This window comes from Bacillus sp. 5w2, from assembly GCF_054353775.1.
The window spans coordinates 168,541-192,085 of sequence record NZ_JBTIWT010000003.1; the positions used below are offsets into that span (position 1 = coordinate 168,541).

Here is a 23,545-nt window from a genome sequence, read left to right on the forward strand (position 1 = left end):
CCGCCCTCCTAATCTAATTTTTCGATAGCTTCAACAACTTGTTTCATTTCTTCATTCACATGCTCTTCTTCGCTGATTAGCTGTTTTAGCTTTGCAACAAGTCGCTGTCGCTCTTGAAACTTTTGAAGTAATACTAATTTATCTTCATATTCTTCAAGCATCGCTTCAGTCCGTTTAATGTTATCATACACGGCTTGGCGACTTACATCAAATTCTTCCGCAATTTCACCAAGAGATAAATCATCTAGATAATAAAGCGACATATAACTTCTTTGTTTTTGCGTTAACAACGATTGATAAAAATCAAATAAATAGTTCATTCTCGTTGTTTTTTCGAGCATGTTGGATCATCCTTTGTTAAGTGATTTCCCTTTACATGAATTAGTTTACATGGAGTACAAAAGAGTGTCAAGTTTTTTTCTTAACATCACATATTTTTATAGAAAAAGAAGCGGAAAATACCGCTTCTTTCACTTATACTTCTTCTGTTTCTACTAAGTTCGCAAATAAACCATACACATACTGTTCTGGATCAAACTGTTGCAGATCATCCATTTGCTCCCCTAATCCAACGAATTTCACCGGTACATCCATTTCATTTCGAATCGCTAATACAATACCACCTTTAGCAGTACCATCTAACTTCGTTAAAACAATACCAGTAACATTCGTTGCTTCGCGGAATGTTTTTGCTTGACTTAGACCGTTTTGTCCTGTTGTTGCATCAATAACAAGTAATACTTCATGAGGAGCTCCTGGTACTTCGCGCTCAATTACACGCTTCACTTTCTCTAACTCTTTCATTAAGTTCACTTTATTTTGCAAACGTCCTGCTGTATCACATAGTAATACATCTACTTTACGTGCTTTCGCAGCTTGTACAGCGTCATACATAACCGCCGCTGGATCAGATCCTGATCCTTGTTTAATCACTTCTACACCAACGCGATCGCCCCATACTTCTAATTGTTCAATCGCTCCAGCACGGAATGTGTCTCCTGCCGCCAATAGGACAGACTTACCTTCTGATTTGAATTTATGTGCTAGTTTACCAATTGTCGTCGTTTTCCCTACTCCGTTAACACCGACAAATAAAACAACTGTTAATTGATCCTCTTGCATATTAATTTCGTTGCTAAACTCGCTGTCACCTTTGTAAATCCCTACTAATTTTTCTGAAATAACAGCCTGTACTTCTCTTGGATCTTGGATATTACGACGTTGGACTTCTTCTTTCAATTGATCAATTAATTCCATTACCGTCGAAACGCCGACATCTGCACCAATTAAAATTTCTTCTAATTCCTCAAAGAAATCTTCATCTACTTTACGATAACGATAAACTAAATCATTTACTTTATCTGCAAACGAATTTCTCGTTTTTTCTAACCCGTTTTTAAATTTCTCTGTTACCGTATCTGTTTGTTTAGAAATTTTTTCTTTTAATTTTTTAAAAAAGCTCATACTGTCCCATCCTTCCTATTTACTTGCAACTAGTTCTTCTCCATCATCTAAACGAACAGAAACAAGTTTAGATACCCCTGACTCTTGCATTGTTACACCGTACAATACGTCAGACTCTTCCATTGTACCTTTTCTATGTGTAATTACAATAAACTGTGTCTCATCACTAAATTTCTTTAAATACTGCGCAAAGCGGGCAACATTCGCCTCATCAAGAGCTGCCTCTACCTCATCTAGTACACAGAATGGGACTGGGCGCACTTTTAAAATACCAAATAACAGCGCAATCGCTGTTAAAGCACGCTCTCCACCTGAAAGTAAACCTAAGTTTTGCAGTTTCTTCCCTGGCGGTTGCGCTACAATATCAATACCCGTATTTAATAAGTCCTCTGGATTCGTCATGACTAAATCCGCTCTACCGCCTCCAAATAATTCAGAGAATACCGATTGAAACTCCATTCGAATTCCTTCAAACGTAGTAGAGAAGCGTTTTTTCATTTCTTCATCCATTTCGGTAATAAGTTGGTGCAATGTCGTTTTCGCTTCTTCTAGATCATCCTTTTGCTCTAGTAAGAATGTATGACGCTCTGCTACACGCTCATACTCATCAATTGCTCCTAAATTCACTGTGCCTAGCTCTTCAATGGATAGTTTAATTAGTTTCACCTTTTTACGCGCATCCTCGGCAGGCATCATCATTGTATACTTCAGTTTTGCTGCTTCAAATGAAATCGTATATGTTTCACGTAATTGTTGTAATCTATTTTCCAACTCTACATCAAGTCGGTTTATTTTTACTTCTTGATCTTTCAACATCTCAAGAATGTATTTATGTTTACCTGTTGTTTCTTTCAGATTACGCTCTAAATGTTCTACTCTCTCTTGTAACGATACTCGTTGTTCACGACGAGAGCGGATTAACTCTGAAGTTTGATTACGATCATATGCTTTCTTCTCAATCATATTTGTAATTTGTTCTTCACCACTTGAATTCGATGTCATTTCTTGTTTTAAGAATGCTAAATCCTCTTTCGTTTTGACAAGCGTTGCATCCGTTTCTTCTTTTTCCTTCGTCAATCGTTCAACTTTTTCTTTTTGATTAGATAAGCGTTGTTGCTTTTCAGCTGCCAACACTTTTAACTCAGTCATTTCTTTTTGAACTTTTTCTTTCGAAGAATGTTGCTCACTTTTTTGTTTTGTTAAAGCGACAATTTTATTATCTAATTCCGTAATCTCCGCTTGAAGATTTGCTAAAATCTTTTCTAGCTCTTCTTTACGCCCTTGTATCTTCACTTGATCTTGTAAGAATCCTTCAATCTCTAAATCGTAAATAGATAATCGATCATTAATACGATGTTCCTCTAATTCTAAGCGATTAATTTCTTCTCTTAATTTCTGTTCATCTACACGCTCTGTTTCTACACTTTGCCTTAGTTCACGTATTTGCACTTCTTTTTCTTGAATCTCTTGCTTTACTGCTTTAACAAAGTTTTCCAACTTCGTTGTTTTTTCTTCCATATCAGTTAACTTGTTCGTCCACTCTTCTAGTTCACGTTGACGTCCTAATAAAGAAGATTTCGCCTGTTTTACCGCTCCACCTGTCATAGAACCGCCAGGGTTCACTACATCACCTTCGATTGTTACAATGCGATAACGGTATTGCAGTTGTTTCGCCAACTCATTCGCCCCGCGTAAATCTTTCGCGACAATAACAGTACCTAATAAATTCGAAACTACATTTTCATATTTATTGTTATATTGTACAAGTTCTGCCGCCACACCTACAAACGATGGATGTTGATTTACAATACGTAATTGTTCAAATGATAACGATCTACTTTTAATTACAGCTTGCGGTAAAAACGTTGCTCGTCCATGTTTATTTTGTTTTAAAAACGCAATTGCATTACGAGCATGTTCTTCTTTTTGTACGACAATATGCTGCATCGCTGCACCTAGAGCAATTTCCATTGCAATTTCATATTCTTTCGGTACCGTTAGCAGTTCTGCAACAGCACCCTCAATACCTTGCAAACTATTTTCTCTAGCTTTTAATACTTCACGTACTCCTTGATAGAAACCAGAGTAATCTTCTTGCATCTCTTCTAGCATTTCTTTTCGAGAACGTGCCTGTTGTACAAATTGATACGCTTGATACAGTTTTGTTTCATTTTCGCTATACTGCGTCTTGCATTTCCCAAGTGCCATTTCGGTCTTTTGTATATTCGAAAGGATACCAGCTACTTTTTCTTTCACTTGTTCATAACTTTCCACAAGCTTCGTCTTTTTCGCTGTAATTTCCATACGAATTTCTACATATTTCGCATTTTCTTCATCAAGGCGTTCATTTTTAGAGCTTTGTTGTTTAGATTGTTCTTCAATCATAGATAACTCATTGCGATGACTAGCTTGTTGATTTAAAAGTTCAATATAGTCACCTTTTAAATTCTCAATTTGTTCCTCTAAATTGTCAGCAAAAGTTGCAAGCAATTGCTCATTATCATGCAATTTTGTCTCCAACTCTTTTACTTGATTTACAAATTGCATCAACACTTCTGTACCTGATTCAATTTCGCCATCATAACTTGTAGCTTTCTCTGTTAATTCAACAATTAACTGTTCGAGTTGTGCACAATGCGTCGTTGCATTTTGTTTTCTCTCTTTTAATAACTCACGCTGTCCTTCTAACTTTTCTAGCTCTTTACTAGAGAGAAGAAGTACTTCTTGTAAGGAATCTACAGACTCATCTACTGCTTGTAATTGTCCTCGTAATTCCTCTAGCTCTTCTTCACCTTTTTGTAAATGCGTTGACATTTTTGCTTCTTCGTTTTTATTATGCCCAAACTGATTTCGAAGCGCTTCCCATTTCTCATGTAATTCTTCAATTTCATGTACAATAAGCGCCGCTTCTACTTTTTCTAATTCTTCTTTTTTCTCGAGATAATCTTTCGCAATAGAAGCTTGTCTTTCCAAAGGTTCTACTTGACTACTTAATTCGTGAATGATATCTTGTACACGATTTAAGTTTTCTTGTGTGTCTGCTAATTTTCCTTCAGCTTTCTTTTTACGAAGTTTGTATTTCAGCACTCCCGCAGCTTCTTCAAATACACCACGACGTTCTTCTGATTTACTACTTAAAATCTCTTCAACTTTCCCTTGGCTAATAATCGAAAAAGCTTCTCTTCCCATACCAGAGTCCATAAATAAATCAATAATATCTTTCAATCTACATGATTGTTTATTAATATAAAAATCACTATCACCAGAACGAGATACACGACGCGTTACACACACCTCATTATATTCAATCGGTAAACGTTGATCCTCATTATTTAAAGTTATTGTTACTTCAGCAACATTAACTGCTCTTCTCGTATCACTGCCTGCAAAAATAATATCTTCCATCTTTGCACCACGTAATGATTTTGCAGATTGTTCACCCAGTACCCAGCGAATGGCATCAGTAATATTACTTTTCCCGCTTCCATTAGGTCCTACTACAGACGTTACACCTGGGACAAAGTCAACAGATACACGCTCAGCAAAAGACTTAAATCCCGCTATTTCTAATCTTTTTAAAAACACGAAAGGCCTTCCTCCTATTCTCCGTTGCTATAATAGCTTGTTTATACAAAAACAAGCTATTATACGGATTTCCTTTCCTTTCATTTACAAGCGAAAGGAAAGTTTCATTCTATGCACAAGGAATCCCCCTCATTCAAAGGGGGATTCCTTATAGTTGTTCTTTTAACTTTTTCAACGCTTCTGCAGCAGCTTGTTGCTCTGCTTCTTTTTTCGACTTGCCACTACCAAGACCTAAAGCCACGTTATTTAACGTAACACGTGACACAAATTCTCGATTGTGAGCTGGGCCTTTTTCTTGCAAAATTTGATACTCAATATTGCCACTACCATCACGCTGAATCAATTCTTGTAATTGACTCTTATAATCCATCACATGAGAAAAAGCACCTTCATTAATTTTAGGGTATACAATTTCTTTTAAGAATTCCCATACTGTCTCTAGCCCTTGATCAAGATAAAGGGCACCAATAAACGCTTCAAAGACATCCGCTAATAAAGCTGGTCGTTCACGTCCACCTGTCATTTCCTCACCTTTTCCTAATAAAACAAGGTTACCAAATGACAACTCGTTTGCAAAACGAACAAGAGATGGTTCACATACAATAGCTGCACGTAGTTTTGTTAACTCTCCTTCGCTCATTGTCGGATATTTTTGAAACAGATACTGTGATACAGTAAGTTCCAATACTGCATCTCCAAGAAATTCGAGACGCTCATTATCTTCATGTGGTTTTTTTCGATGCTCATTCACATACGATGAATGCGTAAATGCTTGAATCAATAATTTTTCATCTGTAAACGTAATACCTATCTTTTCTTGAAATACTTTAAATGCTTCACGATATTTTGTTTCGTATTTTTTTTCTCTATATTTTCGGTACGGCATAGGTCCCTCCAGATATAAGCCGAGAAGCCCCGCTAAAAAACGGGACTTCGCTCAAGCATTATAGATGACTCTCTATGTAAGTCACAGCATCGCCAACAGTAGCAATCTTTTCAGCATCTTCATCAGAAATTTCCATTTCGAATTCGTCTTCTAATTGCATTACAAGTTCTACTACATCTAGGGAGTCTGCTCCTAAATCTTCCTTGAAGCTTGCAGCTGGTACTACTTCAGTTTCTTCTACTCCTAAACGATCAACGATGATTTTTGTTACACGCTCTAAAACATCTGCCATTCCATTCACCTCCCCTCAAATATTATATTAAATATTGTCCAAAAAAACTAGTTGAAATCGATTCTTTTATTACATTACCATACCGCCATCAACATTTAACGTTTGACCTGTAACATATTTGCTTTGATCAGAAGCAAAAAACGTTACAGCATTTGCGATATCTTGCGCTTCACCAAACTGTGCTGCAGGAATTAATTTTAACATTTCAGCTTTTATATTTTCATCTAATACGTCAGTCATATCTGTCGCAATAAACCCAGGGGCAATTGCATTTACAGTAATGTTACGGCTTGCTAACTCTTTTGCTGATGTTTTTGTTAATCCAATTACACCCGCTTTAGCAGCAACATAGTTTGCTTGTCCTGGATTACCTGTTACTCCCACAACAGAAGCGATATTAATAATACGTCCATGACGTTGACGCATCATATATCGAGATACTGCCTTCGTACATAAGAATACACCTTTTAAGTTTGTATTAATAACTGTATCCCATTCTTCTTCTTTCATACGCATTAATAAATTATCTTTTGTTACACCTGCATTATTCACAAGAATATCAACTTGTCCAAATGCATCTACAGTTTGTTTCACCATATTTGTAACGTCTTCAGCATTTGCAACATCTGCTCTTACTGCAATTGCATCCGAGCCTAATTTCTTTATTTCATCAACTACTTCATTTGCCTTTTGCTCATTACCAGCATAATTTACTACAACACTTGCCCCTTGTTTCGCTAAATCAATCGCAATCGCACGACCAATCCCACGTGAAGCGCCAGTTACTAATGCTACTTTCCCTTTTAACATCAGTTTTCTCCTCTCAAATTTGAAATGGTATCTTTTAACGTCTCTTCATCGTATATCGCATATGCTTTCACTGATGAATCAATCGACTTCATAAGTCCAGCAAGTACTTTCCCAGGTCCAATCTCAATAAATGTATCTACCCCTTGACTCACCATGTATTCAATGGATGGGTACCATAAGACAGGCGAATAGAGCTGTTCGATTAGCTTTTCTTGAATATCTGCACCACTTGTAATAACGTCTGCTGTTACATTTGCGATAACAGGAATATTCGTATCTTGAATTGTAATTTCATTTAGGACACTTTGGAATTTCTCCGCTGCTGGCTTCATAAGCGAAGAGTGGAACGGTCCACTTACCTTAAGCGGAATTGCTCTCTTTGCACCATTTTCTTTCGCTCTTTGAGAGGCAATCTCTACTCCTTGCTTTGTTCCAGAAATCACAATTTGCTTCACACTATTCATATTAGCAATTTGTACTGCATATCCTTCACTTGTTACTTCTTCTGTAACTTGTTTCAGCATATGTGGATCAGCACCTAAAATAGCCGCCATTGCTCCTTCTCCGCCAGGAACAGCTTCTTCCATATATTCCCCACGTTTCCTTACAGCATATACAGCGTCTTCAAAAGTTAATGCACCCGCTGCTACAAGAGCGCTATATTCACCTAAACTATGCCCTGCAACAAAGTCTGGTGTAATATCATACTCTTTTAAAGCTGTCAAAAGAGCAAAACTCGTTGTTAATAAAGCAGGCTGCGCATTTGTCGTTAACGTAAGCTTTTCCTGCGGCCCTTCAAAAATCACTTCTGAAAGTGAATCTTGCAACACCTCATCTGCTTTTGCAAACACATTTGCAACCTCTTTATTATTCTCTGCTAACTGTTTACCCATTCCAACTGCCTGTGAACCTTGGCCCGGAAAAAGAAATGCTAGTTTTCCCATTTCAAATCCTCCTCTTATTGGAGTGGCTCTTTCTCCATTACGCTTGAAATAGTAGGAATAACTTCTTTCGCTACCATTTCTCTCGTTTGACGAATCGCACTAAATATTGATTGGTCATTAGAAGAACCGTGAGCCTTAATGACAGGAGCTTTCAATCCAAATAATGCCGCTCCCCCATACTCCGAATAGTCCATTTTATCTTTTAATACCATAAGTTTTGGCTTTAATACCGCTGCTGCTAATTTGCTCGTAAACGAACTCATTAACTGCTCTTTTAACATAGAGAATAATGCAAGTGCTGTTCCTTCTAATGATTTCAGCGCTACATTCCCTGTAAAACCATCACATACAACAACATCTGCTACACCTTGCAATAAATCTCTTGATTCAACGTTCCCAACGAAATGAATTGGGGCATCCTTAAGCATTGCAAAGACTTGTTTTGAAAGCTCGTTTCCTTTACCATCCTCTGTTCCAACATTTAAAAGTCCAACGCGAGGATTTTTAATTCCTCTTACTTTCTCAGCGTATACAGATCCCATTACTGCATATTGATATAAATGAATTGGTTTTGCATCAACGTTCGCTCCAACATCTAACATAACAAAACCTTCTCCATCAACAGTTGGCATTGTAGGGGATAAAGCCGGTCGCTCAATTCCTTCCATACGACCTACAATAAACAATCCAGCCGCCATTAAAGCTCCTGTACTACCAGCTGATATACAAGCATCCGCAACGCCGTCTTTCACTTGCTGCGCTGCGAGTACCATTGAAGCTTGTTTTTTTCGACGAACCGCTCTTACTGGTTCATCTGTCGATTCGATTTTTTCATCTGTATGAAGTATAGTAATTCGTTCTTCATTCGTTAAGTATTGACGAATTTCCTCTTCTTTCCCTACTAACGTAATATGTAAATCAGAATATTCTTTAATAGCTTTCATTGCTCCTAATACGACAGCCTTCGGAGCATGATCGCCGCCCATTGCATCTATTGCGATTTTCATAAGTTGTTACCTTCCTCACTATAATTACTAGATCGATACATTTCAAAAGTGCCTGTAAAAACAAGTTCTTCTCCAACAAAGCTACGCACTTTGACAACGGTCCGTCCTTTATCATTCTCTACATCTTCAACGCGCGCTTTTGCAACAACACGCTCCCCTAATTTTACAGGACGAATGTATCGAATGGTAGACTTTGCAGTTAAAGCTAATTCTTCATCAATAACCGCAACAGCTAGTGAGTTTGCTTGTGCAAACAAATGATGCCCACGGGCAATTTGATTTCTTTTAAATACGTGTTCTACCTTCACTTCAAAGATAGAAATCGCATGTCTATCTAATTCTATATCGATAATTTCGCCGACAACCTCTTCTAACGGTAAAGATTTCACATCTTCTTCATGTTGCTTTGTAGCTACATGTTTAATTCTTTCTCTTAATTCAGGAATAGATAATTCCATACGATCAAGACGTACGGTTTGTATACTCACTTGAAATTTTTCTGCTAAATCTTCATCCGTAATAAAAGGATTCGTTTCTATTGTTTGTTGTAATAATTCTTGTCTTTCTTTTTTACTTCTTCTTTTTTTCATACCGCACCATCCGTTTTTTATGACTAGGTACTAACAGTAGTATATAATCATTAAAAGTAGAATGCAACAAAAACTTTTGTTGCCTCTCTTTAATCGAGCTTCTCTCCCTGGAACACACCTGTCCCGTCAAGATACGTACGTAGCGCAGCATACTGATCATTATGCCAAAACGCTTCTGAATCTACTAGTAACGCCGCGTCTTGTCTCGCTGTTTCTAACGCTCGATAATCATGTACCATATCAGCAACCTTGAATTCTGGTAAACCACTTTGCTTACTTCCAAAGAAATCTCCAGGACCTCTTAACTCTAAATCTTTTTCTGACAATACAAATCCATCATTCGTTTCGGTCATAATACGCATTCGCTCTTTTCCTGTTTCCGATTTCGGATCCGCGATTAATAAACAATATGATTGTTCACTACCACGTCCAACACGCCCCCTAAGCTGATGGAGCTGTGATAAACCGAAACGCTCCGCGTCATAAATAACCATTACAGTCGCATTCGGTACGTTCACACCTACTTCAACAACTGTTGTCGACACAAGAATTTGCACTTTATTTTCACTAAATTGTCCCATTATCTCTTCTTTTTCTTGAGATGATAGTCTTCCATGCATTAATCCGACTTGGCATTTCCCTTGATAATGATGAGTCAGCATACTATGTAAGTCGATAGCATTTTGTACATCAAGTTTCTCAGATTCTTCAATAAGGGGACAAATTACATATGCTTGTCTTCCTTTTTTTATCTCCTTCTCCACAAAACCGAGAACCCGGTCTAACATATCATGTTTTGCCCAGTATGTTTCAATTACCTTTCTACCAGCTGGCATCTCATCGATTATAGAGACATCCATCTCTCCAAATGCAGTAATTGCTAACGTACGTGGAATTGGGGTCGCCGTCATAAATAATACGTCTGGACTTTCACCTTTCTCCCTTAAAACTCGTCGCTGCGCTACACCAAATCGATGTTGTTCATCAGTAATAACGAGACCTAACCTATGAAAGATAACTTCATCTTGAATTAAAGCATGTGTTCCGACAAGGATATCTATTTCCCCTTGTTCTAATTTCGCCAAAATCTCTCGACGTCTTACACCTTTAACAGAACTTGTTAACAATTCAACCTGCATACCAAAGTGCGAGAACGTCTCTGCGAGCGATTGATAATGTTGTTCTGCTAAAATTTCTGTAGGAACCATTAAAGCACCTTGATAATGTGCTAATTTCGCTGCATAAAGGCCAATCGCTGCAACGACTGTTTTCCCAGAACCTACATCACCTTGCAACAGACGATTCATCCGATATGGAGATGTCATATCTTTCATAATTTCATCTACAACCCGGCGTTGCGCGCCAGTTAACGGAAACGGAAGTGCATCGATAAACTCTTGCAATTCTGCTAAAGGAATTTCTTTTTTCGTCCCTTTCGAATTTTCCCTCTCCATTTTTCGTAACGTTTGCATTTTCAGCTGAAATAAGAAAAACTCCTCATATACAAAACGGCGACGTGCTTGTTTTAAATCTTCCTGCCCTGCTGGAAAATGCAATGCCCGAAGCGCTTCATAACGCGGCAATAATTTATATCGACTTAGCAATCCATCTGGTAACACTTCGACTATAGAATCTCCATACTCCTTTAACGCTTGTGCAATAAAACGGCGCATCTGTTTTACTGTAAGTTTCCCTTTTACTGAGTATACAGGCTCTACTTCTTGTTGACGTACAACCGGTCCAAAATGAAGCTCTGATACCGCAATCGTTTGACGGTGCTGATCCCATTTACCAGTAATCGTTACCGTTTCATCCAAACTTAACTTCTGCTTATAGTACGGCCTATTAAAACATACAGCTGTAATTAAATAACGACCGACGAGGACACGAACCGTAAGACGAGACTTCTTCTTCCCATAATATTGCAGCAAAGGAGCACTATGAACTTTCCCCTCAACTGTTACACGTTCATCATGCTTTACTTCAGCAAGATCTTTCATCGCATAATCTTCATAACGGTACGGAAAATGTTCTAATAGATGAGAAACTGTATAAATTCCCATCTCGTGTAGTAATTCAGATGTTTCTCCTCCGATTCCCTTTACATCCGTAACAGGAACTTGTACAACTTCATTCAAGATTCTCACGCTCCGTCACATTATTTTCTTTGATTCATTATCCATTAACATGATGGACATCTGTAATCGCTCTCTTTCACCCTATATATTCTATCATAGGCATTCTAAGAGAAACTACTCAAATCCCTCATAAGCAACACGAAAGAAAAGAGCCTCACTATTAGCAGCAAGGCTCTTTTTTATCTTCAATATGCTAGCCTTTTGAATAAAAACTAGTAATAAACTTCATATTATTACTTCTTATCCATTAGCAAGTAAGTAATCCATTTATCTTCAAAATGAATTTTTGCTTATTCTACAGAGAAGATGAACGAATACACCGGTTGGTTTCCAGCATGTACTTCTACTTCTGCATCTTCAAAATTCTCTTCTACAAATTCAACTAACTCAGCTACTTCTTCGTCAGTTGCATCTTCACCTTGTAGAATCGTTACAATTTCAGAATCTTCATCAATAAGTGCTTCTAGTAATTGCTTCGCAGCTCCTACTTTTGCAGCATTTGTTGATACGATTTTTCCATCTGCAATACACATGAAATCATCTTTTTGAATTGCTACACCATCAATTTCCGTATCACGTACAGCATACGTAATTTGACCGGTTTTCACATGAGATAAAGCTTCTTTCATGTTTTCTTCATTCTCTTCTAACGTTCCAACTGGATTAAATGCTAACATTGCAGCCATACCTTGAGGAACTGTTTTTGAACGAATAACAATCACTTCTTGATCAACAACTGACGCTGCTTGTTCTGCTGCCATCACGATATTTCCGTTGTTCGGTAAAATAATGATTTTTTCAGCGTTCGCTTCTTCAATCGCCTTCACAATATCCTCCGTACTTGGATTCATCGTTTGGCCACCTTCGATTACTTTCGTCGCGCCAATGCTCTCAAATAAAGTTTTGATACCAGATCCCATAGCTACAGTTACGATACCATACGGTTGTTTCTCTTTAGACTGGCTAGTCGGCTCAGGCATCATAGCAGGCTCATCTAATAAAGCTGTATGCTGTTCACGCATATTTTCTACTTTAATCTTAATTAAACTACCATAGCGTTGTCCATAATTCATAGGATCTCCAGGATGTTCCGCATGAATATGAACCTTAACAACCTCATCATCTGATACAACAAGTAGTGAATCTCCGTATACACTAATATCTTCACGGAATTTTTGTTCAGAGAAATTATGTTCCTTCATTTTTTCAGGCTCTAATTTCACCATGAATTCCGTACAATATCCATACTTTATATCTTCTGTACTCAATTGGCTTTGTACACTACGGTGATGTTCTGCGCGTACCATGTCATTCATAGATGGTTGGGCAGATACATTAGAAGAAATCGTTTCTCCTTTTAAGTCAGCTAAAAATCCTTCATATACAACAACAAGACCTTTACCACCGCTATCTACAACGCCAACTTGTTTTAATACAGGTAATAAATCTGGCGTACGATTTAACGATGCATTCGCTTCTTTCACAACATCTTCCATAAACAAAACAAAGTCGCGCTGTTTTTTCGCAACTGTCACTGCATATTTACCCGTTTCTCTTGCAACCGTTAAAATCGTTCCTTCAATCGGTTTCATAACCGCTTTGTAAGCCGCTTCTACCCCAGCATCTAAAGCTGCAGCAAAATCAACTGTTGTTAATTCTTCTTTTTGTTCAATGGATTTAGAGAAACCACGGAATAACTGAGATAAAATAACACCAGAGTTACCACGAGCTCCCATTAATAATCCTTTGGCTAAACTTACACCGACTTTACCAGCGTGCTGTGAAGGGTTTTCTTTCACTTCACGTGCGCCTGAAGTCATCGATAAGTTCATGTTTGTACCGGTATCGCCATCTGGAACTGGAAATACGTTTAATGCATCAACAAGCTGAACATTATTTGTTAAATTATTCGCTCCTTGCATGATCATTTGTGATAAACGTTTCCCATCAATTTTTTGAATTGACACAGATTTTCCTCCTTAATGCACATTACAAGTTTATTACTTTAACTCCTTGTACGTAGATGTTTACAGAATCTACTGCTAGTCCTACAGTTTGATCTAATGTATATTTCACTTTCGTCTGCACGTTATGTGCTACTTCTGAAATTTTCGTACCATAGCTCACAATAATATACATATCAATATGTACTTCATCTTCATCTTTACGAACAATAACACCTCTAGTGAAATTTTCTTTTCGTAAAATGTCTGTTAAACCATCTTTTAATTGATTTTTTGATGCCATACCTACGATACCGTAGCAATCTACTGCGGCACCTCCAGCAATTGTTGCAATTACATCTGTACTAATATCAATTTGACCATACTTCGTTTTAATTTCAATTGACATCTCGTTTCCCCCTTCATAAATGGTGAAAGTGAGCTAGACTACTTTAGTTACTATCATATAATCTTTTTAAAGAAAATTCCATCGTTCTTTCTTTTCACTCTCATATTTTATGTTTTAAATCACATTTTTTATGATGAGCAAAATAGTCCATTGTTATTATACAACATGTACCACTATAATATGTCAAGTAATTTTTCTTGATTTCAACTTTTCATCATCGACATATGGTGTCAAGTAATTTTTCTTGATTTCTTTTTTCTACGGTGTTGCATTCTCTTTTTAGTTGTGTTAAATTATAGTAGTGTTTTTAGCATCGCAAAAAAGACTAACATTGAAAAATTACGTATGGTAAGGTATCAAGGGAGGGAAATATAAATGGCTCGTGTTTGTGCTATCACTGGAAGAAAAGCTCGTTCTGGTAACTCTCGTTCTCACGCAATGAACGCTACAAAACGTAAATGGGGCGCTAACCTTCAAAAAGTTCGCGTACGCATCGACGGAAAAGTTCAACGTGTTTACGTTTCTGCTAGAGCATTAAAATCTGGCAAAATCGAACGTGTTTAATAATAAAAAAAAGAGCCGCTAGGCTCTTTTTTTACTATGACAATGGAAAAAGCACCGGTAATAGGTGCTTTTTTTAATCTTTTTTGAAGGTATTTAACATGGCACGAACAATTCCACCAAGAAATTTAGGTAACTTAATTGTATAAAATCTCATGGTTTCCCTCCTAATCCCCATTACTCCACTTGTTCACTATATGATGTAAGGAGCAAAATTGTTTCTTTAATCAGTGCTTCTTATCACCATTAATATGCCAGAAGTAAATGAAAAAGTACCTTTTTCCTCAACGAGTTCATTACTAATACAAAGTGTTGATCCCCATTCTATTGTTTTATTAGTTAGAGGATATTTAAAACCAAGTAATGTAATCCCTTCCACTATTTCAGTAACTGGCACAAAAGATACATAAGGGAAATTTTTATTGTCTTCAATTATATGTGTACCCACTTTTTTCACGCTTATTTCATTTTTATTGTCTACAATACACATTTCTATCTCTACTTCTAACCCTCTTAAAAGCATCTGTATATTTGCTAAACCATGATCCAGCCTTCCACCGGTGGCACCAAAAATACGAATCAATGTCGGATTTTGTTCTAACGCCCAGTTAATCGCAATTTCTAAATCTGTTTGATCTTTTTCACGAGGAACAATATGTAAGTCATTTGTTTGCTGGTCCATCCATACTAATTCCTCTTCCGTGACCGAATCGTAATCCCCAAACGCAACAGCTGGAGTAATTCCTCCTTTTAATAAACGATATACTCCTCTATCAACTGCCGCCCACACTACTTTCTCATTTTCATATCGAGAAAAATCTGCACAATATTCCGCAGGTCCGCCCGCTAAAATATGAATAATCATGTTTCCTTCCCCTTCTATTGTAAAAAGGCAATCTGCCATTCGGTAGATTGCCTTTTTACATATTTTTTCTCTATCCTTTGTAAATAGTGAACACTTACTACACTAGAAGATTCACTGGGATAAAGACTCGTTCATTCATTATCCACGAATGACACGAATTGCTTCACCGCGGTCTTTTTGATTGTATACTGCTGATCCAGCTACAAGTACATTTGCTCCTGATTCAACACAAAGTCTTGCTGTTTCAGCGTTTACACCACCATCAACTTCAATTTCCACTTCTAGATTGCGCTCTTTAACCATTTCTGCAACTTGTTTAATTTTCGGTAATACAGAATGGATAAATTTCTGTCCACCAAATCCAGGGTTTACTGTCATAAGTAATACCATATCTATATCTTCTAATACATGCTCAATCGTTGAAACTGGCGTATGCGGATTTAACACAACTCCCGCTTTAATGCCATGAGATTTAATTAACTGAATTGTACGATGCAGATGAGGGCACGCCTCTACATGAACAGTAATAATATCCGCTCCCGCTTTTGCGAAAGTCGGGATATAGTTATCTGGATTTTCAATCATTAAATGTACATCTAATGGTAACGATGTAATCGGACGGATAGCCTCTACAATTAATGGTCCAATCGTAATATTTGGTACGAAATGTCCATCCATTACATCGACGTGAATGTAATCCGCTCCGCCTTTTTCTACATCTTTAATCTCTTCCCCTAATTTTGAAAAATCTGCTGATAAGATCGATGGTGCAATTTTAATCATAACTAATACCTCGGCTTTCTCTCTCTAATTTCTTCTACGAATTGTTTATAATTCTTATAACGATATTCTGTAATTTTCCCTTCTTCAACCGCAGCCTTTACAGCACATTTCGGTTCAGAAAGATGTGTACACCCTCTAAATTTACAGTATTGGCTCGCTTCTTTCAACTCTGGAAAACAATATGTAAGATCTTCTACCTCTATATCTATGAAATCAAGTGAACTAAAACCAGGTGTATCTGCAACTAGTCCGCTTCCAACCGCAATTAATTCCACGTGTCTTGTCGTATGTTTCCCGCGTCCTAAATGTGAGGAAATATCATTCGTTTTCAGTTCTAAATCTGGACGTAAAACGTTAAGCATAGAAGATTTTCCAACACCAGATTGCCCTGCAACAACAGAAACACAGCCTTCTAAGAATGGTTTTAAAATATCAATACTTTCCGAGGTATTTATAGATGTAAATAATACATCATATCCCATCTCACGATAGTCATTCGCATAAGATTCAACAGCATCTCTCATTTTTTCATCCACTAAATCCATCTTACTAATGCAAATAATCGGCTTAATGTTATGATATTCAATCAGCACTAAAAATCGATCTAACAGTCCCGGATTAAAATCCGGTTCTACTGCAGAGAAAACGAGAATTGCTTGATCAACATTAGCAATAGGAGGCCTAACAAGTTCATTTTTTCGATCAAATACTTCAAGCACGTATCCTTCGCTTGGATTATCTGCTTGAAAAACAACTTGGTCTCCTACCAGTGGTGTAATTTTATTTTTTCTGAACACACCACGCCCGCGACATTGTGTAATCCCTTCTTCATGCTGCACATAATAAAACCCACTTAGAGCTTTTACAATTTTTCCTTCTGGCATATAATTCTCCTTTATTTTGTATAAAGTGAGGCTGTAATTAATATTGAATGGATTAAAATTCTTTAAATACTTATTTCAAAACCTGTCATATATACAAGTTAATATATTTAATCTACCATCAAATGTAAAATATTATTTATAACAGTATCACTTTTATAGCTTTTTGAATCATATATTTTTGCCTGTTATACAGTCCACTATATGTAGAAAGCATAACAGGCAAGAGTAATACATTCCATCCTCTCTAGAAAGAAAATGGAATTCATTATTATTGAGTTGGGTATGGTACTTCTTTGTCGATAATCGTTACACCATCTCGTACAATTTTATAGTGTCCTTTTGTACCTTCTTGAATTACAAATTCTAATGAAATAGTTGCCGACTCTGAAATTGTTCTAGTTTCAATTGGTCTATCCATTTTTTGTTGCATATCTTCTTTATAAATTTCTATTGTTTGCGGTTTTTTCTCACCTATTATAGAAGACTCATACGGAATAGAAATATTATCCACTTTCACTGTTTTCGTTACTTTCGGCTTAAGACCTTCTGAGATGATAATCGTCACTTTATCTCCTTCTTTTAACGGCGTTCCTGGTTTTGGAGATTGCGAAATTACAAGTCCTTTATCAACAGTATCGGAATACTCTCGTTTTATATCTGGAGTTAGTTTTCTCTCATTCAAATAACCATTTACGCTATTTTCAGTCCATCCCGAAAAATCACCTGGTCTAATTTGATAAGGACCTTTACTTACCCAAATTTTCAGTTCTTGTTCCGCCTCTACTACCATTTGATCAGGCGTTGGAATTTGCTCTACGATTTCACCTTTTGGCCTATCATTTTCAATATAATTTATTGTAACTTGTTTATATTTTTCTTCTAATTCATTCCTTATACTCTCAAAATCTTTTCCTGTGAGATCACTCATCTTATTTTTCTTTTTTCCACCTGATTGATAGATAGTAATTTTAGAGTTTTCTTTCACGACTCTTCCTGCCACAGGATCTGTTTTTATCACATCACCGGCTTCAACATCGTCTGTATATACAATATTAGGTTCCGTAATCTCAAAACCTTTTTCAACTAGTGTATTTACTGCTGTCGTATATTTCATACCAGCCACATCAGGGACTTTTACATCTTTTGGAATGAAGAATCCCGGAATAACAGTAAGCGCTAACGTTATTCCAATCGCTAAAAGTAAAAATGTCGTAATTAAAACTTTGAGCCATTTATTACTTCGTTTTTTCTTCTTATTTAATTCCGTTTCTTCTTTTCTTACCTGTTCATCCATTTTACTTACTTTTAAAACAATCGTTTCATCAGTTACATTTTCGAATAATTGTTCTTGTTGAATAATGGGAATCGCTTTTGTCGCTTCCATATCTTCCGGTATGTAAAATGGCTGCTCATTTATCCTCTCTGGATATAGCGCAGTTTCAATATCTCGTTTCATCGCATTGGCAGATTGATATCTATGAAACGGATCTTTCGCAGTTGCCTTTAATATAATATTTTCGACACTTTGCGGAATATTTTCATTCCATCTTTTTGGAGACGGAATTTCACTTTGTAAATGTTTTAAAGCTATAGCAACAGCAGATTCGCCAGAAAACGGTTGTCTTCCTGTTAACAACTCAAACATAACGATCCCCAGGGAATAAATATCTGATTGTTTATTTGCTATCCCGCCACGCGCTTGTTCTGGTGATAAGTAATGTACCGAACCAAGTACCGAATTTGTATGTGTAATTGTTGTTGCACTTGTAGCTGTCGCAATTCCAAAATCTGTTACTTTTATTACTCCATCAGCTCGAATTAAAATATTGTGCGGTTTAATATCACGGTGCACAATTTCAAAATGATGGGCGTGTGCCATGGCGGATGTTAATTGCTCCATAATATCAAGAGCTTCTCCTATAGGTAACATTCCTCGCTCAATTATGTATTGCTTCAATGTTTGTCCTGGTACGTACTCCATTACAAGATAATATATACCATCTTCTTCTCCGACATCATACATATTCACAATATTTGGATGCGACAACGTTGTAACAGACTGCGCTTCTCGATGGAAACGTTTAATAAACTCTTCGTTATTTGAGTAGTCGAGTCTTAATATTTTTACCGCTACATCCCGGCCCAGTATATCATCATGAGCTAAATACACATTGGCCATTCCACCGCCACCAATCATTTTCAGCAGCTTATAACGGTCATTTAAGCGTTTTCCAATCAGCACGTTGCACTTCACCTACTTTCGTTTGTCGAACCCGCATAATCAATAAGAACAAGGGTGATATTATCTTCTCCGCCACGATCATTCGCCAATTGAATGAGACATTGTCCCTTAGTTTCAAGCTGTTCATTTAACTGTAAAATTTGTTGCATATCCACAATAGAAACTTTGTTAGATAATCCATCAGAGCAAAGGAGTAACTGATCATCTTCCTCAAGCACCAATGTTTTAACATCTAATCCGACTTTTTCTTCTGTTCCTAATGCTCTTAACAAAACATTCTTTTTCGGGTGATATTCTGCGTCTTCTTTTGAAATTTCACCATGTCTCACAAGTTCATTTACAAGTGAGTGATCTTCCGTTACAAGCGAGATTTCTCCCTCTGATACCATATAACAACGACTATCTCCTATATGACCTATTGTCACAAAGTTTGGCGTACAAATCGCTATTATAAGTGTTGTTCCCATACCATTACATTCTACATGTTGCTTAGAGTACTCATATATACGCTCATTAATAATCCCAACACTCGTATGTAACCACTCTTCTACTTTTTTTGGTTCATTCATATTATGCGTTTGCTTCCAATAATCATGGAATAATTGAATGGTCATCGAGCTAGCTACATCACCAGCTCGATGACCTCCCATTCCATCTGCTACTACCGCTAAAATATTTCCATCTAAATTGTGAAAAACTCCTGCACTATCTTCATTATGTTGACGAACTTTTCCTTTATCCGATAGAAACACGGCTTTCATCTCGTCACCTCGTCTCTTCTTTACGCTCCTTCGCACGCAACTGACCGCAGGCTGCATCAATATCATGACCTTGTTCACGGCGAATCGTTACATTCACTCCACGATCTTTTAACGTTTTTTCAAATAAGAAAATTTGTTCACGTGGCGTACGTACATAATCACGTTCAGGTACGTAGTTTACCGGAATTAAGTTTACATGACATTTTACACCTTTTAAAAGCGCAGCAAGTTCTTCAGCTTGCTCAACTTGGTCATTTTCCCCTCCAAATAAGCCATATTCAAACGTAATACGACGCCCTGTTCTATTTACATAGTATTTAACAGCTTCCATTAAGTCTGGTAGCTTATAAGCACGGTTAATCGGCATTAATTTTGAACGTAACTCTGTATTTGCAGAATGCAATGAAATCGCAAAATTAATTTGCATATCTTCTTCAGCGAACTTGTAAATTTTTGGAACAATTCCACTTGTTGAAACTGTCATATGTCTTGCACCAATATGAATTCCTTTTTCATGGTTTACAATGCGTAAGAATGACATTAAGTTGTCGTAATTATCAAACGGCTCTCCAATTCCCATAACAACAAGCGAACTTACACGTTCTTCTGTTTCATCAAGTGCACGTTGCACTTCTACTACTTGCGCTACAATCTCTCCAGCCTCTAAGTTTCGTTTTAACCCACCAAGTGTAGATGCACAGAACGTACAACCAATACGGCATCCAACCTGTGTTGTTACACAAATAGAATTTCCATATTCATGTCGCATTAACACTGTTTCAATAGAATAACCATCATATAATTGGAATAAGAATTTAATAGTTCCATCAGAAGATGTTTGTTTTACCAATGTATTTAAAGTAGTAATATCAAAGGAATTCGACAATTTATCGCGTAATCCTTTAGAAAGATTCGACATATCCTCATAATTTTTTACACGTTTTTTATATAGCCAATCAAAGATTTGTCCTGCACGGAATTTTGGTTCTCCTTGTTCCTTTAACCAATCTTGCATTTCATGAAGTTGTAAAGAATAAATTGATGGTTTTTTCGTTTCTAGATTTTTCTTTTGTTTTCTCACAGTCGTTTCCACGATGCTACACCTTCTTCCTTAAACAAGCAATATAAAAGCCATCTGTTGCAAAATAATGCGGTAAAATTCGTACTTGACCTTCATCAATATACGGATTTAACTTTTCTGGCATGCGATCTTTTATCGTAGTATCCCATTCAAATTCAGGATGCTCTTTTAAAAATTGCTTTATTACTTGTTCATTTTCTATTTTTTCAATTGTGCACGTACTATAAACAAGGCGACCACCTTGTTTTAACAATGGTGCTATTTTTTCTAGTATTGCAAGTTGAATCGTCGATAATCTTTCACTATCGCCTTTATCTTTACCTAACTTAATATCAGGTTTACGTCTAATTACACCAAATCCAGAACATGGTGCATCTACTAATATTTTATCGAACGTTTCATTCGCAAATTGTTCTTGTGCTTTTCTAGCATCTAGTGCTTTTGTTTCGACATTCTCTAGACCAAGTCGCTCTGCTTGTTGTTTAATTAAACGTACTTTGTGTGCATGTAAATCCAGAGACATGACTTGACCAGTTCCTTTTAATCGCTCTGCAATGTGCGTTGTTTTTCCGCCCGGAGCAGCACAACTATCAAGAACTACATCTCCCTCATTCGGTTCTAAAACGCGTGCTACAAGCATAGAACTTTCATCTTGAATAGAAAGAAACCCTTTTTTGAACGCATCTGTATGCGCTACATTCCCTCTTTCAATTTGAATTGCATCCTCTGATAAATCGCCGCGCTTCGCTTCTATACCTTCACTAGCCAACAACTCAATTGCTTCTTCTACTGTTATTTTATCAACATTTACACGCGCTGTTGGTACTGGGGGTAACATGTTCACTTCACACATTTTCTCTGCTGTCTCTAAACCATATTCAGAAGCCCAGTCTTGAACAAGCCAAACTGGATGACTTGTTGCAATTGCCAAACGTTCTACTGGATCCTTGATTTCATCTACAGAAGGTACCCCTTCTCTCTGAATCGAACGTAATACACCGTTCACCATACCAGCAATCCCTTTATGCCCGCGACGCTTTGCAATTTCAACTGCTTCATGAATAGCCGCTCTTTCGGGCACTCGGTCTAAATAAATCATTTGATATAAAGATAAGCGAAGTAATACTCTTACCCACGCCTCAACCTTCTTTTTTAAAAAAGGCTGTAAATAATAATCTAATGTGTCACGACGTTGAATCGTTCCATATACAATTTCAGTTAACAAACCAATATCTTTTCTATCAATTGCATTTTTTTCAATTAGATTATTTAAAAGTAAGTTACTGTATGCACCACTTTTTTCTACTTGGATTAAGCCATCAAGAGCTAACTCACGAACATTTGGTCTCATGCATTTTCTCCTAACTTCGTTCCAATTTCAGGTTTTGTGCCACGTAAAAATTGCGAACAACTCATACGTTTTTTACCAGAAGGTTGCAATTCAGTGATTTTAACACCTGTCTCATTCCCTGTTGCAACAACAAATCCATCTTCTTCAAGAGCTACTATTGTACCCGCTTCAGCTGATTTCGTTACAGGTACTTTTTCTCCCCACCATACTTTAACAACTTGTCCTGCTAAAGTTGTATAAGCAACTGGCCATGGATTCAATCCGCGAATGTGATTGTATACTTCTTCACCTGTTTTTGTCCAATCAATTTTCTCTTGCTCACGTTTTATATTATATGCGAACGTTACTTCATCTTCATTTTGTTTAATTGGTTCTAGCTTACCTTGAATTAATAAAGGTACTGTTTTAGATAGAAGATGTGCTCCTGCTTCACTTAACTTATCGAATAACAAGCCCGTCGTTTCACGCTCGTCAATTTCCACTTCTACTTGCGTTAAGATATCACCAGCATCTAATTTTTCTACCATATACATAATTGTAATGCCTGTTTTCGCTTTTCCTTCCATGATCGCATAATGAATCGGTGCACCACCGCGAAGCTCTGGAAGTAATGATGCATGGACATTAATACATCCGTACTTTGGTGCTTCTAAAATTTCGTTTGGTACAATCTGACCAAACGCAGCTGTTACAATTAAATCCGCCTTTAGTGCTAATACTTTTTCATATTCGTCTTTTTCACGAATTTTCAGTGGCTGTAGCACCGGAATACCATGTTTCTCCGCTTCAACTTTAACTGGAGTAGGCGTTAAAACCTTTTTTCTACCTACCGGACGATCAGGTTGTGTTACAACACCCACTACGTCATATCCATCCTCGATAAGACGACGAAGCACCGGCACTGAAAAGTCCGGTGTTCCCATAAATACTACTTTTATCATTTAAAAAC

The 23,545-nt window shown here is 37.0% G+C and carries 22 protein-coding genes; 1 reads left to right on the forward strand and 21 read right to left on the reverse strand.

Annotation, left to right across the window (positions count from 1 at the left end):
* Positions 1-8: 8 nt before the first annotated feature.
* The 12 genes from ACXY7N_RS08230 to ACXY7N_RS08285 form a co-directional block, all read right to left on the reverse strand.
* On the reverse strand, positions 9-341 hold the full coding sequence (locus ACXY7N_RS08230; protein WP_000891061.1) for a putative DNA-binding protein: 333 nt from the start codon (positions 339-341) through the stop codon (positions 9-11).
* A gap of 133 nt (positions 342-474) precedes the next feature.
* On the reverse strand, positions 475-1,464 hold the full coding sequence (gene ftsY, locus ACXY7N_RS08235; protein WP_016086600.1) for a signal recognition particle-docking protein FtsY: 990 nt from the start codon (positions 1,462-1,464) through the stop codon (positions 475-477).
* A gap of 15 nt (positions 1,465-1,479) precedes the next feature.
* A complete protein-coding gene (gene smc, locus ACXY7N_RS08240; RefSeq protein WP_488592360.1) occupies positions 1,480-5,049 on the reverse strand; it encodes a chromosome segregation protein SMC in 3,570 nt (1,189 codons plus the stop codon).
* A 148-nt stretch (positions 5,050-5,197) separates the two neighbouring features.
* On the reverse strand, positions 5,198-5,935 hold the full coding sequence (gene rncS / locus ACXY7N_RS08245) for a ribonuclease III (protein ID WP_016086598.1): 738 nt from the start codon (positions 5,933-5,935) through the stop codon (positions 5,198-5,200).
* A gap of 58 nt (positions 5,936-5,993) precedes the next feature.
* On the reverse strand, positions 5,994-6,227 hold the full coding sequence (gene acpP / locus ACXY7N_RS08250; RefSeq protein WP_000786062.1) for an acyl carrier protein: 234 nt from the start codon (positions 6,225-6,227) through the stop codon (positions 5,994-5,996).
* Between the two features lie 69 nt (positions 6,228-6,296).
* Entirely contained in the window at positions 6,297-7,037 is a 741-nt protein-coding gene (fabG, locus tag ACXY7N_RS08255; RefSeq protein WP_016086597.1) for a 3-oxoacyl-[acyl-carrier-protein] reductase, read from the reverse strand.
* Positions 7,037-7,981: an ACP S-malonyltransferase gene (gene fabD, locus ACXY7N_RS08260; protein WP_016086596.1), complete on the reverse strand. Its 945-nt coding sequence runs from the start codon at positions 7,979-7,981 to the stop codon at positions 7,037-7,039. Before fabD ends, fabG begins: the two co-directional genes overlap by 1 nt.
* Before the next feature lie 14 nt (positions 7,982-7,995).
* On the reverse strand, positions 7,996-8,988 hold the full coding sequence (gene plsX / locus ACXY7N_RS08265; protein ID WP_016086595.1) for a phosphate acyltransferase PlsX: 993 nt from the start codon (positions 8,986-8,988) through the stop codon (positions 7,996-7,998).
* Positions 8,985-9,578 (reverse strand): transcription factor FapR, encoded by a 594-nt coding sequence (gene fapR / locus ACXY7N_RS08270; protein ID WP_000747352.1) that lies wholly within the window; start codon positions 9,576-9,578, stop codon positions 8,985-8,987. Before fapR ends, plsX begins: the two co-directional genes overlap by 4 nt.
* Before the next feature lie 89 nt (positions 9,579-9,667).
* The gene (gene recG / locus ACXY7N_RS08275; protein ID WP_016086594.1) at positions 9,668-11,716 is read right to left on the reverse strand and encodes an ATP-dependent DNA helicase RecG; all 2,049 of its coding nucleotides are present in this window, start codon (positions 11,714-11,716) and stop codon (positions 9,668-9,670) included.
* 290 nt (positions 11,717-12,006) lie between these two features.
* Positions 12,007-13,683 carry a DAK2 domain-containing protein gene (locus ACXY7N_RS08280; RefSeq protein ID WP_016086593.1) on the reverse strand — a complete coding sequence of 559 codons (1,677 nt, stop codon included), beginning with the start codon at positions 13,681-13,683 and terminating at the stop codon, positions 12,007-12,009.
* Positions 13,684-13,705: 22 nt separating this feature from the next.
* Positions 13,706-14,068 carry an Asp23/Gls24 family envelope stress response protein gene (locus ACXY7N_RS08285; protein WP_000021109.1) on the reverse strand — a complete coding sequence of 121 codons (363 nt, stop codon included), beginning with the start codon at positions 14,066-14,068 and terminating at the stop codon, positions 13,706-13,708.
* Positions 14,069-14,443: 375 nt separating this feature from the next.
* Here ACXY7N_RS08285 and rpmB point away from each other — a divergent pair, with 375 nt between their 5' ends.
* Complete coding sequence (rpmB, locus tag ACXY7N_RS08290; protein ID WP_000124776.1) at positions 14,444-14,632, forward strand: 50S ribosomal protein L28; 189 nt, start codon at positions 14,444-14,446, stop codon at positions 14,630-14,632.
* A 73-nt stretch (positions 14,633-14,705) separates the two neighbouring features.
* Here the strand turns inward: rpmB and spoVM are convergent, their stop codons facing one another.
* From spoVM to fmt, 9 genes are all read right to left on the reverse strand, one after another.
* Positions 14,706-14,786, reverse strand: a complete 81-nt coding sequence (gene spoVM / locus ACXY7N_RS08295) for a stage V sporulation protein SpoVM (protein WP_001213599.1) — start codon at positions 14,784-14,786, stop codon at positions 14,706-14,708.
* A gap of 66 nt (positions 14,787-14,852) precedes the next feature.
* A complete protein-coding gene (locus ACXY7N_RS08300; protein ID WP_016086592.1) occupies positions 14,853-15,533 on the reverse strand; it encodes a thiamine diphosphokinase in 681 nt (226 codons plus the stop codon).
* Positions 15,534-15,632: 99 nt separating this feature from the next.
* Positions 15,633-16,277 carry a ribulose-phosphate 3-epimerase gene (rpe, locus tag ACXY7N_RS08305; protein WP_016086591.1) on the reverse strand — a complete coding sequence of 215 codons (645 nt, stop codon included), beginning with the start codon at positions 16,275-16,277 and terminating at the stop codon, positions 15,633-15,635.
* 2 nt (positions 16,278-16,279) lie between these two features.
* Positions 16,280-17,161: a ribosome small subunit-dependent GTPase A gene (rsgA, locus tag ACXY7N_RS08310; protein WP_016086590.1), complete on the reverse strand. Its 882-nt coding sequence runs from the start codon at positions 17,159-17,161 to the stop codon at positions 16,280-16,282.
* Between the two features lie 268 nt (positions 17,162-17,429).
* Positions 17,430-19,403 carry a serine/threonine protein kinase PrkC gene (gene prkC / locus ACXY7N_RS08315; protein ID WP_016086589.1) on the reverse strand — a complete coding sequence of 658 codons (1,974 nt, stop codon included), beginning with the start codon at positions 19,401-19,403 and terminating at the stop codon, positions 17,430-17,432.
* 8 nt (positions 19,404-19,411) lie between these two features.
* On the reverse strand, positions 19,412-20,164 hold the full coding sequence (locus ACXY7N_RS08320; protein WP_016086588.1) for a Stp1/IreP family PP2C-type Ser/Thr phosphatase: 753 nt from the start codon (positions 20,162-20,164) through the stop codon (positions 19,412-19,414).
* Between the two features lie 4 nt (positions 20,165-20,168).
* Positions 20,169-21,257 (reverse strand): dual-specificity RNA methyltransferase RlmN, encoded by a 1,089-nt coding sequence (gene rlmN, locus ACXY7N_RS08325; protein ID WP_016086587.1) that lies wholly within the window; start codon positions 21,255-21,257, stop codon positions 20,169-20,171.
* A 4-nt stretch (positions 21,258-21,261) separates the two neighbouring features.
* Positions 21,262-22,596, reverse strand: a complete 1,335-nt coding sequence (rsmB, locus tag ACXY7N_RS08330) for a 16S rRNA (cytosine(967)-C(5))-methyltransferase RsmB (RefSeq protein ID WP_016086586.1) — start codon at positions 22,594-22,596, stop codon at positions 21,262-21,264.
* Positions 22,593-23,537 (reverse strand): methionyl-tRNA formyltransferase, encoded by a 945-nt coding sequence (gene fmt / locus ACXY7N_RS08335; protein WP_016086585.1) that lies wholly within the window; start codon positions 23,535-23,537, stop codon positions 22,593-22,595. The genes rsmB and fmt overlap by 4 nt, the downstream gene beginning before the upstream one ends.
* Positions 23,538-23,545 lie beyond the last annotated feature (8 nt).

Coding starts and splice junctions, on each gene's coding strand:
- ACXY7N_RS08320 (WP_016086588.1), bottom strand. CDS start 20,164: ATGAAAGCCGTGTTTCTATCGGATAAAGGAAAAGTTCGTCAACATAAT.
- fabG (WP_016086597.1), bottom strand. CDS start 7,037: ATGTTAAAAGGGAAAGTAGCATTAGTAACTGGCGCTTCACGTGGGATT.
- fmt (WP_016086585.1), bottom strand. CDS start 23,537: ATGATAAAAGTAGTATTTATGGGAACACCGGACTTTTCAGTGCCGGTG.
- ftsY (WP_016086600.1), bottom strand. CDS start 1,464: ATGAGCTTTTTTAAAAAATTAAAAGAAAAAATTTCTAAACAAACAGAT.
- rsmB (WP_016086586.1), bottom strand. CDS start 22,596: ATGAGACCAAATGTTCGTGAGTTAGCTCTTGATGGCTTAATCCAAGTA.
- ACXY7N_RS08285 (WP_000021109.1), bottom strand. CDS start 14,068: ATGTCAATTGAAATTAAAACGAAGTATGGTCAAATTGATATTAGTACA.
- rpmB (WP_000124776.1), top strand. CDS start 14,444: ATGGCTCGTGTTTGTGCTATCACTGGAAGAAAAGCTCGTTCTGGTAAC.
- acpP (WP_000786062.1), bottom strand. CDS start 6,227: ATGGCAGATGTTTTAGAGCGTGTAACAAAAATCATCGTTGATCGTTTA.
- rpe (WP_016086591.1), bottom strand. CDS start 16,277: ATGATTAAAATTGCACCATCGATCTTATCAGCAGATTTTTCAAAATTA.
- plsX (WP_016086595.1), bottom strand. CDS start 8,988: ATGAAAATCGCAATAGATGCAATGGGCGGCGATCATGCTCCGAAGGCT.
- rncS (WP_016086598.1), bottom strand. CDS start 5,935: ATGCCGTACCGAAAATATAGAGAAAAAAAATACGAAACAAAATATCGT.
- ACXY7N_RS08230 (WP_000891061.1), bottom strand. CDS start 341: ATGCTCGAAAAAACAACGAGAATGAACTATTTATTTGATTTTTATCAA.
- spoVM (WP_001213599.1), bottom strand. CDS start 14,786: ATGAGATTTTATACAATTAAGTTACCTAAATTTCTTGGTGGAATTGTT.
- fabD (WP_016086596.1), bottom strand. CDS start 7,981: ATGGGAAAACTAGCATTTCTTTTTCCGGGCCAAGGTTCACAGGCAGTT.
- rsgA (WP_016086590.1), bottom strand. CDS start 17,161: ATGCCAGAAGGAAAAATTGTAAAAGCTCTAAGTGGGTTTTATTATGTG.
- ACXY7N_RS08300 (WP_016086592.1), bottom strand. CDS start 15,533: ATGGCAGATTGCCTTTTTACAATAGAAGGGGAAGGAAACATGATTATT.
- fapR (WP_000747352.1), bottom strand. CDS start 9,578: ATGAAAAAAAGAAGAAGTAAAAAAGAAAGACAAGAATTATTACAACAA.